General features: G+C 60.9%; 13 protein-coding genes. All 13 read left to right on the top strand.

The window, feature by feature from the left end:
- The first annotated feature begins 287 nt into the window (after positions 1-287).
- Positions 288-608 carry a hypothetical protein gene (locus tag ACQVBX_RS16090; protein WP_431635342.1) on the top strand — a complete coding sequence of 107 codons (321 nt, stop codon included), beginning with the start codon at positions 288-290 and terminating at the stop codon, positions 606-608.
- A complete protein-coding gene (locus ACQVBX_RS16085; RefSeq protein WP_431635340.1) occupies positions 605-1471 on the top strand; it encodes a virB8 family protein in 867 nt (288 codons plus the stop codon). The genes ACQVBX_RS16090 and ACQVBX_RS16085 overlap by 4 nt, the downstream gene beginning before the upstream one ends.
- 44 nt (positions 1472-1515) lie before the next feature.
- On the top strand, positions 1516-2238 hold the full coding sequence (locus ACQVBX_RS16080; RefSeq protein WP_431638216.1) for a TrbG/VirB9 family P-type conjugative transfer protein: 723 nt from the start codon (positions 1516-1518) through the stop codon (positions 2236-2238).
- Positions 2235-3413, top strand: a complete 1179-nt coding sequence (locus ACQVBX_RS16075) for a TrbI/VirB10 family protein (RefSeq protein WP_431635339.1) — start codon at positions 2235-2237, stop codon at positions 3411-3413. Before ACQVBX_RS16080 ends, ACQVBX_RS16075 begins: the two co-directional genes overlap by 4 nt.
- 11 nt (positions 3414-3424) lie before the next feature.
- Entirely contained in the window at positions 3425-4456 is a 1032-nt protein-coding gene (gene virB11 / locus ACQVBX_RS16070) for a P-type DNA transfer ATPase VirB11 (protein ID WP_431635338.1), read from the top strand.
- A gap of 21 nt (positions 4457-4477) precedes the next feature.
- A complete protein-coding gene (locus ACQVBX_RS16065; protein ID WP_431635336.1) occupies positions 4478-5335 on the top strand; it encodes a lytic transglycosylase domain-containing protein in 858 nt (285 codons plus the stop codon).
- Positions 5316-5495, top strand: coding sequence for a hypothetical protein (locus ACQVBX_RS16060; protein WP_431635335.1), 180 nt, complete (start codon positions 5316-5318; stop codon positions 5493-5495). Before ACQVBX_RS16065 ends, ACQVBX_RS16060 begins: the two co-directional genes overlap by 20 nt.
- 39 nt (positions 5496-5534) lie before the next feature.
- Positions 5535-5933 (top strand): TrbC/VirB2 family protein, encoded by a 399-nt coding sequence (locus ACQVBX_RS16055; protein ID WP_431635334.1) that lies wholly within the window; start codon positions 5535-5537, stop codon positions 5931-5933.
- The gene (locus tag ACQVBX_RS16050; protein ID WP_431635333.1) at positions 5926-6234 is read left to right on the top strand and encodes a type IV secretion system protein VirB3; all 309 of its coding nucleotides are present in this window, start codon (positions 5926-5928) and stop codon (positions 6232-6234) included. Before ACQVBX_RS16055 ends, ACQVBX_RS16050 begins: the two co-directional genes overlap by 8 nt.
- 50 nt (positions 6235-6284) lie before the next feature.
- Positions 6285-8783 carry a VirB4 family type IV secretion/conjugal transfer ATPase gene (locus ACQVBX_RS16045; RefSeq protein ID WP_431635331.1) on the top strand — a complete coding sequence of 833 codons (2499 nt, stop codon included), beginning with the start codon at positions 6285-6287 and terminating at the stop codon, positions 8781-8783.
- Positions 8784-8793: 10 nt separating this feature from the next.
- Entirely contained in the window at positions 8794-9558 is a 765-nt protein-coding gene (locus ACQVBX_RS16040) for a hypothetical protein (protein ID WP_431635330.1), read from the top strand.
- A gap of 70 nt (positions 9559-9628) precedes the next feature.
- Positions 9629-10762: a type IV secretion system protein gene (locus ACQVBX_RS16035; protein WP_431635329.1), complete on the top strand. Its 1134-nt coding sequence runs from the start codon at positions 9629-9631 to the stop codon at positions 10760-10762.
- Between the two features lie 7 nt (positions 10763-10769).
- Entirely contained in the window at positions 10770-11285 is a 516-nt protein-coding gene (locus ACQVBX_RS16030) for a DUF4189 domain-containing protein (RefSeq protein WP_431635328.1), read from the top strand.
- Positions 11286-12193: the final 908 nt, after the last annotated feature.

Genomic DNA, 12193 nt, shown 5'->3' with positions numbered 1-12193 from the left:
GCAAACCAGCGCCCGCGCCCGGGCGACCGGCAGGCCAGCTCGCCCCATAAACGCGGCATCCCCCATCACCTCCCACACCGCGTCGCTGCGCACGCCGTTGCGCGGGCAGCCGTGCGCGACAGCGATTTCAACCGACGATCGGGTTTGACGTGAAAAGAACCGTTGCCACTGAGATGCTCGCCGGTGCCGCTGTGCTCGCGACTCTTGCACTCTCCGCTTGCGGGACACCTGCTGCCAAAGACTTCCGCGGCAGTTGGAAACCCGTAAACCGCTTTCAGGATGCGCCGGTGGAGATCCCGCTGGAGCAGCCGTACACCTTCTACGCCGCGCCGATGGATGAGACGCTCAAGACGATGCTGGATCGCTGGGCGAAGGACACCGGCCGCACGCTCGATTACCAGCTCGGCTTCGACGTGACGCTGTACAAGCCGGTGGCCGACATTCACACCACCGACCTGCAGGAAGCCGCTTCCCGGCTCAGCACCATCTACGGACCGCAGGGCGTGCAGGTGATCGCGCATCCGCGCCAGATCGTCGTGCAGGCACCGGTCAGTGCGGGGTCAACCGCCGCCGCCGACGTCACGCCGCATGCCGGAGCCACGCCGTGAACCTGAAGAAATCTCCCACGCCTGCGATCGAACGGGCGGTCGCCAAGTCGGTGAACTTCGAGATCAGCATCGCCGATCTCGCCCGCCGCAGCGAACGGCGCGCCTGGTGGGTCGCTTTCTCGGCAATCGGCATGTCGCTGATTCTCGCCGGCGGCTACTTCTACATGCTTCCGCTGAAGCAGAAGGTGCCGTACCTGGTGATGGCCGATGCCTATACCGGCACCGCCACCGTGGCCCACCTCACCGGTAATTTCGGCCCGCACGGCATCACTTCCAGCGAGGCGATCAATCGTAGCAACGTCGCTCATTTCGTGCTTGCACGCGAATCCTACGACCTGGCCATGCTCAACCTGCGCGATTGGAAAACCGTGCAGACGATGGCCTCGCCGGGCGTCAAGGCCGAGTACACCAAGCTCTACTCGTCGATGAACGAGGACAGCCTCTACAAGCAGTACGGCAAGGATCGCGCGATCCGCATCAAGCTGTTGAGCATCGTCTTGCTTGGCGGCGGCCCCGGCATCACGCCCAGGGGCGCCACCGTGCGATTCCAGCGCAGCCTGTTCAACAAGACCACCGGCGCCACCCAGCCGATGGACAGCAAGATCGCGACCATCGAATTCACCTACAAGCCGAACCTGGACATGGACGATCAGAGCCGCATCGAGAACCCGCTCGGGTTCTGGGTCACCAGTTACCGCGTGGACAACGACTATGCCGCCGCGCCGCCGGCCGAAGTCACCGACAGCACCGTCACGGCACCCGCGACGCCCACGCCCGCCGCCACCGACGCAGGGCTTGCCGGCAACCCCGAACCGCCCGCACCGGCACCCGCCGGCACCGTTGCCGGAGCCGCCCCCCGATGAACCGATCCACCCACTGGCCGCTGGCCGCTTCGACCCTGCTGGCCATGGCCTGCGCGCCATCGATGCTGCGCGCCCAGGCACTGGAGCAGTACGACTACCAGCCGGACCGCATCTATCCGGTGCGGACCGGACTGGGCATCACCACCCAGATCGAGCTCAGCCCGAGCGAGAAGATCCTCGACTACAGCACCGGCTTCAGCAGCGGCTGGGAACTGAACCGCCGCGGCAACGTGTTCTACCTCAAGCCGAAGAATGTCGACGTGGACACCAACATGATGGTGCGCACGGAAACCCACTCGTACATCTTCGAGCTGAAGGTGGTGGCGACCGACTGGAAGACGCTCGATCAGGCCCGTCGCGCCGGCGTGCAATACAAGATTGGGTTCAAGTATCCCGCCGACGCCAGCTTCGCCCAGGCCAAGAAGGCGCAGGAGAAGGTCGCCATGCAAAGCGCGGCGCTGATCCCCGGGCGCAGCTACAACTTCGATTACGACTACGCCACCCGCAGTGCCAAGAAGGCCCCGTGGCTGGTGCCAGTGAACGTCTACGACGACGGGCGCTTCACCTATATCCGCATGAGCGACCTCAAGGCCTTCCCCACGGGCGACTTCCCGGCCGTGTTCATGCGTGAGCGGGAGCACAGCGAAGATTCGCTGGTGAACACCACCGTGGAGGGCAACACCATCATCGTCCACGGCACCTACAGCTACCTGGTGATCCGCCATGGCGACTATGTCGTGGGACTGCGAAGGAACGTGAAGAAGTGAGCGCTCAAAATCCACCCAATCACGGCGACGAGCACGATCATTCCGCCAGCCCGGCAGCGGGCGAGCGTGCCGACGCGCTGGCCGGTAACCCGTATGCCAGTCACTACCAGCAGCGTGCCGAGGAGCCGGATCTCGACGCCGGGGCACCGCAACTTCGTGCCAGCGAACTGCGGCGTATGAACCATCGTGCGTTACTGCTGCTCGGTGCGGTCGTTCTGCTGCTGCTGTTCGTGGCGTACTGGATGATCCAGAGCGCCACGGCATCGCATGACAAACCCAAGCCACGCGAGGAAAAAGTGACCGTGGCCGAAGCGCCGGCCGCGGTCGCCCTGCCGCAATTGCCACGCCCGGCACCGGCTCCAGCACCGGCGCAGGCCATTCCCCTGATGCCGGCACCGGCTCGCACGCCGCCATTGCCGCGCGAACAGCCGCAAGGGCCGCGCGAGCCCAGCCTGGTTCAGCGTCGCATCCTGGCAGCCGAAGTCGGCAGTGCCGAGCCAGCCCCCGCGATGCCGATCCCGACTTCCAACGGCAATGGTCTGCCGGGTAGCGCCGATTCGGACATCACCAACGCGCAGCCGCTGACCAAGCCAGACACGCTCATGCAACGTGGCACGTACATCCGCTGCGTCCTGGAAACCCGCATCGTGTCCGACATCTCCGGCTACAGCACCTGCCTGGTCACCGAACCGGTGTACTCGTTCAATGGGCATACGCTGCTGCTGCCTAAGGGGTCCAAGGTGCTTGGCAGCTACCAGAAGCAACAGAATCAGCGCCGGGTCGTAGTCATCTGGGATCGCATCATCACGCCCTCCGGCATCGACGTCAGCATGAAGAGCCCGGGCATCGACAACCTCGGCGGCGCCGGCCTACCCGGCCATTACGATGCGCACTGGGGTGAGCGCATTGGCGCCGCGCTGCTGATCAGCATGCTCAGCGACGCCTTCAAGTACGAAGCGGCCAAGCACGGCCCGACAACCACCACGATCAGCAACGGCTATGTGACCCAGGAGCCGTTCGAGAGCAACACCGCGCGCACCGTGCAGGACTTGGCCAATCAGGCCGTGCGCGAGGCCGCCAGTCGCCCGCCCACCGTGACCATCAACCAGGGCACGGTGATTTACGTCTACGTATCCAAGGATGTGGACTTCAGCGGCGTGGTCGCGCGGTTCTGAGGGGTTAGGCCATGGACGACATCGCTGCCGAGATCTCAAATGACTTTCTCGACTACCAGTACCAGGTGCTGGGCGTGCGGGAGTTCATGGCATCGCCCGACGTCACCGAGATCTGCATTAACCGCCCCGGCGAGATCTACTTGGAGAGCCGCCGTGGTTGGCAGCGCGTCGAGGTGCCCTCGCTGACCTTCGAGCGCGCCCGGCAGTTCTGCACAGCCGTGATCAACGAGAGCAATACCGGACAGCGCATCACCGACGTCGACCCGGTGGTGTCGCTCACTTTCCCCACCGGCCAGCGCGCCCAGTTCGTCATCCCACCGGCGTGCGAGGCAGGCAGCGTCTCCATCACGATCCGGCTTCCTTCCAAGCAACTCAAGACGCTGGAGCAATACCAGCGCGACGGTTTCTTCGATGACATCGTGGAGGTGAACCAGGGACTCGGCGAGCACGACAGCGAGCTGCTCGAGCTGCGCGCAGCGCGCCGCTACGCCGACTTCTTCCGCAAGGCGGTGCTAAACAAGAAGAACATCGTGGTTTCCGGCGCCACCGGCAGTGGCAAGACCACCTTCATGAAGTCGCTGGTCAACCATATCCCGGCGGATGAGCGGCTGGTCACCATCGAGGACGCCCGCGAGTTGTTCATCGAACAGCCCAACGTGGTGCACCTGCTGTACTCCAAGGGCGGCCAGAGCGCCAGCAACGTGACGGCCAAGAGCTGCATGGAAGCCTGCCTGCGCATGAAGCCGGATCGCATCATCCTGGCCGAGCTGCGCGGTGACGAGTCGTTCTACTTCATCCGCAACTGCGCCTCCGGCCACCCGGGGTCGATCACGAGCTGCCATGCCGGCAGCACGGAACAGACCTGGGACCAGCTCGCCCTGATGGTGAAGGCGTCGGACGAGGGCGCGGGGCTTGAGTTCGCCACCATCAAGCGGTTGCTGCGCATGACCATCGACATCGTCGTGCACATCAAGGCGCACGCCGGCAGACGCTGCATCACCGGTATCGACTTCGATCCGGGTCGCACGTTTGCAGAGCACTGATGTGAACCAGGGAGGATCTGCATGTTCACCGGAATGGAAATGACGATGTGCCCCAACCTCGCCGTGCCGGCGGAGGTGATGCAGCACATCGTGCGGGTCGAATCCGGCGCCAACCCGTTCGCGATCGGCGTAGTGGGCGGCCAGTTGGTGCGGCAGCCTGCGTCGCTGGACGAAGCCCTGGCGACGGTGCAGATGCTTGATGCCAAGGGCTATGACTACTCGCTCGGCGTGGCCCAGGTGAATCGCCGCAACCTCGGAAGCTATGGGCTGGACACCTATGCGAAGGCCTTCGACGCTTGCGCCAACGTGGCTGCCGGCGCGCAGATCCTCGCCGAATGCTACGGCCGCTCCGGCCAGGACTGGGGCAAGGCCTTCAGCTGCTACTACTCGGGCAATTTCGTCACCGGTTATCGCGATGGCTATGTGCAGAGGGTCTACGCCTCGATGCAGGCCGATGCGTCAAGCCAGGCGCCGACGGCCTCGCCCATTCCCCTGAGATCTTCAGGTGCTCCTCGACGCGAGGCCGTCGCCCAGGTGCTGCACGCAGCGGGCACGCCGGGCTACCGCGCCGCCCTGCGCAGGGTGGCGATCGATGCAGCCGCCAATGCCGCAGTCTCGGCGGTCGCCCGCTCCGTGGGTACCCGAGCTGTGCCCACGCCCGAGCAACAGGCGGCATCCGCCGAATCCAGCACATCGGCCGCACCATCACATGTACCGCCAGGATCCGCGTCGAGTGTGTTCAAGCCCGTCGTGCGCGGCCCGGATGACCCGGTCACGCCAGCGGTGCAGGACGGGGCGCCGGCTCTCGCTGCGTCGACACCCGCAGGCGACCCCGCCGCCGCGGACAAGGAGCAACGCGATGCCGCGTTCGTATTTTGAGATGGGACGGCATCCGCGCGGTGTCGCGATCGAGCGCGACCGCAGCGATGGTGCTTTCACCCGACCATCCGACCACACCTCGGCATCCGGCGTCGTGCCGGATGCCCGCAATGAATCGACTGCGCGCATGGCAGTCGCGACCGGCGTGGCCATCGCTTGATAGCCGCAGCAACCTCAACACCAGATAGGGAACTTCACCATGGCACCGACCTCGCCCAGCAACTACAGCATCCTCCATTCGCAGCGCACTCGGCTATTCCTTTTCATGTGCCTCGCGGCCCTGCTCGTATTTGGATTGCCCGGCACGGCCTTCGCCCAAGACACCACAAGTACGGTCTGTGGCTTCGCAACCAGCATCAACAAGGTGCTCAATGCGATATCGATCGTCGTGGTGACCATTGCCGTGATCTTTTCCGGCTATCAGATCGCGTTTGCCCATAAGAGGATCAGCGACGTCGCTCCGGTGATGATTGGCGCGATTCTCATTGGCGCCGCCGGCCAGATCGCAAAAATGTTCCTCGATCACAGCACCACGGATGCCGGCGCTACCGCGTGTACGGCCAGTCTGCTGACGCACGCACTTAATTTTTATGCATAAGAACGCGCTGTTTCGAGGCTGCACCCGCCCCCCGATGTTCATGGGGGTGCCTTACGTTCCGTTCTTCATGGGCGCGGGCGGGTGCTTCCTCCTGGCGGTGTACACCAACTTCTTCTACCTGCTGCTGCTACCCGTAGTCATCTTCGTGATGCGCCAGATGGCGCGCCGCGACGAGATGATTTTCCGGCTACTCGGGTTGCGCCTGCAGTTCCGCACACGCGTGCGCAACCTGGGCGATAACGGCGGCATGTGGGTATTCACCCCCAACAGCTATCGCGACCCGTCCAAGTCGAAACCGTGAGTCCCACCAGATTCCCCGGCGCGCCGGGGAATCGTCCCGGATCGAAGATCATGCCCAAGCCCGCCTTCTTGCCAGACACCCCGATCAGCGAGTTTCTGCCGCTGTCCACGCATGTCTCCCCGACCGTGCTCAAGACCACGGGTGGGGATTTCCTGCTGGTCTGGCGACTGGGCGGCCTGCCGTTCGTCGGGCGGGAAGAATGGGAAATCGAGCATCGCCACAACACCTTCAACCGCATGCTGCAGACGCTGCGTGCGCCGGATTTCGTCAACGTGGCGTTCTGGGTGCATGACGTACGTCGACGGCGCCGGCTCAGCGATCACAGCAAGTTCTCGCAGGCCTTCAATCAGTCACTGTCGGACAGCTACTACGAGGCACTGTCCAGCCAGAAGCTGATGCAGAACGAGCTTTACCTCACCCTGATCTATCGACCGGTGGTGAGCGGCAAGCGCTTCGCCGAGAAATCAGCCGACCTGGCCCGGCTGGAAGCGGAGCAACTGGAGGCCGTCAACACCATCCTGGAGTTGGCAGGCAACGTCGAGGCCGTGCTGAAGGACTACGCTCCCTACCGGCTGGGCATGTACGAGGCGGCCAACGGCGTAGTGTTCTCCGAGGCGCTGGAGTTCTACGGCTACCTGCTCAACCGCATCGATGAACCGGTGCCGGTGCTGCCGGCACCGGTTCCCGAGTACCTGCCGATCAGCAAACAGCGCTTCTCCGCCAAGACCGGCGACTTCGTGCTGACCGCACCCGACGGCAAGAGCCACTTCGGCGCCATTCTCAATATCAAGGAATACACCGACGGCACGTATCCGGGCATCTTGAACGGCCTGAAGTACCTGGATTTCGAATACGTCATCACGCATTCCTTCAGCCCAATGGGCCGCCAGGACGCGCTGAAGGCGCTCGATCGCACCAAGGGCATGATGATCTCATCCGGCGACAAGGCCTTCAGCCAGATCGCCGAGCTCGACCACGCCATGGATCAGCTCGCGTCGGGCAACTTCGTACTAGGCGAGTACCACTTCACCATCGCCATCTACGCCGCGAGCCAGGAGGCGCTGTCGCAGCAGATCGCCACCACGCGCGCTGAACTTTCCAACGCGGGCTTCGTCTCGGTGAAAGAGGATCTCGCCGTCACGGCGGCGTTCTATGCGCAGTTCCCCGGCAACTGGAAGTACCGCACCCGGTTGGCCAATGTCAGTTCGCTGAACTTTCTCGGCCTTTCGCCCCTGCATAACTTCGCCACCGGCAAGAAGAGTAACAATCCCTGGGGCGACTGCGTCACCACACTGCAGACCACCAACGGCCAGCCCTACTATTTCAACTTCCACGCCACCCACCCGGCCGAGGACTCGCTCGGTGAGAAGGCCATTGCCAACACCATGGTGATTGGCAAATCCGGCACCGGCAAAACCGCTCTGATCAACTTCCTGCTCAGCCAGGTGCAGAAGCTGCAGCCGTCGCCCACGATCTTCTTCTTCGACAAGGATCGCGGCGCCGAGATCTTCGTGCGCGCCTGCGGCGGCAACTACCTCGCGCTGGAGAACGGCCAGCCCACCGGTTTCAACCCGTTCCAGTGCGAACGCAGCGAGGCGAACGTGCAGTTCCTCGCCGATCTGGTCAAGGTGCTGGCCGGCAAGAGCGTTTACAGCTCGCGCGAAGAAGAGGACATTTTCCGCGCAGTCGAGAACATCCTCGACACGCCGATGCACCTGCGCACCATGACCAACTTCCAGAAGAGCCTGCCCAACATGGGCGACGACGGGCTCTACATCCGCATGCGCAAGTGGACAGCGGGCAACTCGCTGGGATGGGTGTTCGACAATCCGGTCGATACCATCGATCTGGAGAAGGCCAACATCATCGGCTTCGACTACACCGACATCATCGACAACCCCGAAGTGCGCGTGCCGGTCATCAACTACCTGCTGCACCGCCTCGAGGCGCTGATCGACGGCCGGCCACTGATCTACGTGATGGACGAATTCTGGAAGATTCTCGACGGCAAGGGCGGCCTCAAGGAATTCGCCAAGAACAAGCAGAAAACCATCCGCAAGCAGAACGGCCTGGGCATCTTCGCCACGCAAAGTCCGGAAGATGCACTGGCCAGCGATATCGCCGCCGCACTGGTCGAACAGACCGCCACAATGATCCTGCTGCCCAACCCCAACGCCAGTCGCGACGACTACGTCGGCGGACTGAAGCTCACGGATGCCGAATACCAGGTCGTCGTGAGCCTGGACGAACGCTCGCGCTGCTTCCTAGTGAAGCAAGGCCACGCCAGCGCCGTGTGCCAGCTCAACCTTCGCGGCCTGGACGATCACCTTGCCGTGATCTCCGCCTCTACGGACAACATCGAGGTCATGCATCACGTGATCCAGAAATGCGCGGCGGCTGAGGGATTTCACGTCGATCTGTTGAAACCTGACTTATGGCTATCTCATTTCTATGAGGAGCGTAAAGGAACGGGAAAATTAAAATCTTCCCATCGGTCTGATTTCGGGGTGGCACACCACCCCACAAATGCCAAATCCCTTGGATCATGAGGAGTGACAAATGAAATCGCTCTCCACAAGCCGCTTTTTTGCCGCGTTCTTCAGCGCGGTCTTCATCTCGATTTACTCAGCAAACGGGGCTGCGCAGGTACTCGTGCTTGATCAAGGAGCGATAACAGCGAGCCATGCCGACGCCTCGGCATCATATATACGGCAAGGCCTGCAATATGCGAGGCAGGCGGAGCAACTCGCGCAGCAAGTAGCGACGGTTCAGAACATCCTGGTGCAAGCCCAGAGCTTGGGCACCAACATTTCGCTATTCGATACACAGCTGAAAGAAATTACCAACACGGATCAGATGATTCAGTCAGCCTGCCCTGGCGCCGAGAGCGGGATCATGGGCGACCTCATTGGGTCGCTTGCATCTGTATTAACATCCAATCAGCCTCTCGCAAAAAGGCAGCAAATGTTATGCGCCCAAATTGTAGTATTCCAAATCGACGAATACAACAAGACAGCCAAAGCGCTGAATGCAATAGGAACCGCAAACACCTCCACGCTCAATAAGCTAAACAGCCTCATCGCCACCGTTGATACTCTGGGAAAAACCAGCAACGCAGAAGCCCAGGCAGCGGGAATCAATGCGACAGTAACAACGGCCATGGCTACTTGGCAGGCACAGATAAAAGCAGACGACGCAGTCATAGCAACACTTCAGAAGCAACAGGCCATATTGGCTACCGTAGCAATGAAGGGGAGCAATACGATACTTGGCAATGTCGTCCAAGCCACCGCCTTAAAGGCAGCCTTCACAATAAATAATTAATCCGACCAATTTACTAAGCGCTGCTCGACAAGCCGACACCCTCGGCCTGTCAATCACGGAACACGACAATATGGAAAATCTAGGTGACTATGCCTATTACACATTGGTATACAACTACCTACAAAATGAGATCGAGGCCTTTCAAAGCAAGGTGATTGGCAACGCCGTCGCATTCGCGAGCGCGGTAGCGTTGGTCCTTATCACGCTGTGGATCCTTATCCAAGGGTATCGGATAATTACTGGCCAATCTCGTGAGCCAATGATGGCCCTCGTCACCAATGCAGCACGCATTGTCATCATTGTCACGGCTGCGACATCCGCGTCGATATTCTCTCAACCATTGCAGAGTTTTTTTTCAAGCGACGGCAGTGGCAGCATAGGCTCGGCAATTGGTCAGTTAGTGTCGGGAGAACCCTCTCCTGTTGCGCAGATTGACCGGAATATGGCTGCCACTCAACTTACACTTGCGGCGATCGATGTCGTTCAGGTGCCACCGGGCGACACAGAGAATGCGCAGGCAAAAGCGCACGCGATGATGCTAGCCGGATTCGGTGCTGCGAGCCCCCCAATGGCGGCAGGTGCCATGCTTCTCCTTTACCAGTTCACTATGGCGCTATTCATCGGGCTAGGGCCAATATTTATACTGTGCTTGATATTTGACCAGACGAAAGAACTTTTTCGGAAGTGGCTTCTTTATGGAATAGGCACACTATTTTCGATCGCGACCCTGTGCTTTATCACCTCGGTTGTATTGAAACTCACTGTCAATGTGGCGGCTGCACTTTGGACAGCGGACCTAATCAATAACTTTACAGGTCAAGGCGCAGAAGGGTTCTCGAGCCGGGCGCTCGAACAGGGTGGTATAGGACTTCTATTGACAGTGTTGATCGTCTCGGTGCCGCCGCTTGCAGCTGCCTTTTTTCAGGGTACCGTGGGCAACTTTTTGACCTACTCCGCATTTGGCAACGGAGCCAATGGCGTGGCTCGTCCCGGACCGCACGGCCAACCTCCTGGATCGTATGGTTTCAGTGAGGGCTATCGTCCACAACTGGCGTCCGGCTCGGGCGAGCTACCTCAAAGGACCAGTAACGCAATGCAACGCAATCTCTCCCCGAGTGCAAGCCGGACAGATGCCCGCCTTACCAGCGCGAGTACCTCCACCGCATTTGACGCAATGAAAACGACCCCTCAAAGGCATCCGTGATACTGATATGAAAGCGATCCGCCTGTCTATTCTTGTATTTCTTTTGGCGTTGACCAAGGCGACTTTGGCTGAGGGCAATTGCCCACCGGGCTATTACCCAATTGGCGCCCCGAATGGTCAGGCGGGTCCGCAAGGCTGCGCTCCTATACCGGGATACTCCGCCAGTCCACAAGGACCCGCCCCGATAACTGCACCACCACCAAGGTGGGAAAGCCGCTGGCTTGCGGTAGCCACTGATGCGCCAAACGGGGTTCTGGGGACGGCGCTCGATCTTCCCACCCGCAACGCAGCCGAAAGCGCTGCCATGCAGGACTGTGTAAATAAAGGTGGCACGGAGTGTGAGATCAGTCTTTCACTGGGAAACGGATGTGCGGCCCTAGCGGCTGGCAAAACCGGATTTAACGTACGCGGGGGAGAAACAGAGGACGAGGCTAGGACGCGGGCAATGAAAACATGCGACGCTGCAACCACCGGTTGTGCCGTGTACTTTTCCGCTTGCTCTCCACCCGTGCGCGTGCAGTGAAGAGCCGTCTTCTGCCATACCCTGAATTCACAAGCAACTACGTCACCGCGCAATCGCTGATCAAGGCGCATAAAAACAAGGAAGCGTGTCATGAGACTACGTAGTTTAATCGCTACTGCCACGCTCAGCGGGGCATGCCTAGTTATGCCTCCGACCAGAGCTCAGACGGTTGACCCCTGTACCGTTTACTTATGCATGGCGGGCATCTCCCACTTTGGAAAAAGTGGTGGCCCCGACTGCGCACCGGCGCTGACTTATTGGCACGCTCCAACACCTGCTGGACTGGCGGTTTATCACCCGCCCCAGGGGTTCAACGCACCCGCCAGCGTTGTACAGCGCCAGACATATATGGAGAGTTGCGCGACGATCACGGTCAATCCTGTAGTCGTGAGCGCCATCATCGCCATGCACGGCTCGAAACCATAGGCTCCGATCTACTCCAAGAAAATACGCAGGTCCTGCCTTACAGGAGCAGGCCTGCTGATTGGCGGGTCGACGCCACAGAGCTTAGGTTCACTCTCCCATATGTGGGTAGCATCAATTGGTCGGCTGCAACCGTTGCGACCACCTTTTGTTGCCTCACTCAAAACGGATCCTAATGAACGAAATACTCCTCGCCGGCACACCGCGTCAGCAAGCTGCGTGGCGCGCAGTGGTCGGCGCGGCGGAGGCGATCGCCCCATTGCAACTGGCGCCGGATGATTCTGGCGAGGCAGCCTGGATCGCAGTTCCGGGTGGTGGATTCCTGTCCCCTTAGGTGTCTAGAGCCGTCCGAGGACGAACCATTTCGCGCAGCCGACGCAGCGTCGCTTCTGCTACCACGGCCGCGATCTAGCTCGAGGCGCAAAGAGCTTCACAGCCGAGCGCGTTTTGGTTTGGCAACCTCACGTACACGGAAGATTCTTGAG

Source organism: Dyella thailandensis, from assembly GCF_050749815.1.
Lineage (GTDB): Bacteria > Pseudomonadota > Gammaproteobacteria > Xanthomonadales > Rhodanobacteraceae > Dyella_A.
The sequence above is the reverse complement of the archived record's forward strand: the minus strand, read 5'-3'. Positions and strand labels throughout refer to the sequence as shown.

Coding starts and splice junctions, on each gene's coding strand:
- ACQVBX_RS16045 (WP_431635331.1), top strand. CDS start 6,285: ATGCCCAAGCCCGCCTTCTTGCCAGACACCCCGATCAGCGAGTTTCTG.
- ACQVBX_RS16050 (WP_431635333.1), top strand. CDS start 5,926: ATGCATAAGAACGCGCTGTTTCGAGGCTGCACCCGCCCCCCGATGTTC.
- ACQVBX_RS16030 (WP_431635328.1), top strand. CDS start 10,770: ATGAAAGCGATCCGCCTGTCTATTCTTGTATTTCTTTTGGCGTTGACC.
- ACQVBX_RS16055 (WP_431635334.1), top strand. CDS start 5,535: ATGGCACCGACCTCGCCCAGCAACTACAGCATCCTCCATTCGCAGCGC.
- virB11 (WP_431635338.1), top strand. CDS start 3,425: ATGGACGACATCGCTGCCGAGATCTCAAATGACTTTCTCGACTACCAG.
- ACQVBX_RS16040 (WP_431635330.1), top strand. CDS start 8,794: ATGAAATCGCTCTCCACAAGCCGCTTTTTTGCCGCGTTCTTCAGCGCG.
- ACQVBX_RS16035 (WP_431635329.1), top strand. CDS start 9,629: ATGGAAAATCTAGGTGACTATGCCTATTACACATTGGTATACAACTAC.
- ACQVBX_RS16060 (WP_431635335.1), top strand. CDS start 5,316: ATGCCGCGTTCGTATTTTGAGATGGGACGGCATCCGCGCGGTGTCGCG.
- ACQVBX_RS16080 (WP_431638216.1), top strand. CDS start 1,516: ATGGCCTGCGCGCCATCGATGCTGCGCGCCCAGGCACTGGAGCAGTAC.
- ACQVBX_RS16065 (WP_431635336.1), top strand. CDS start 4,478: ATGTTCACCGGAATGGAAATGACGATGTGCCCCAACCTCGCCGTGCCG.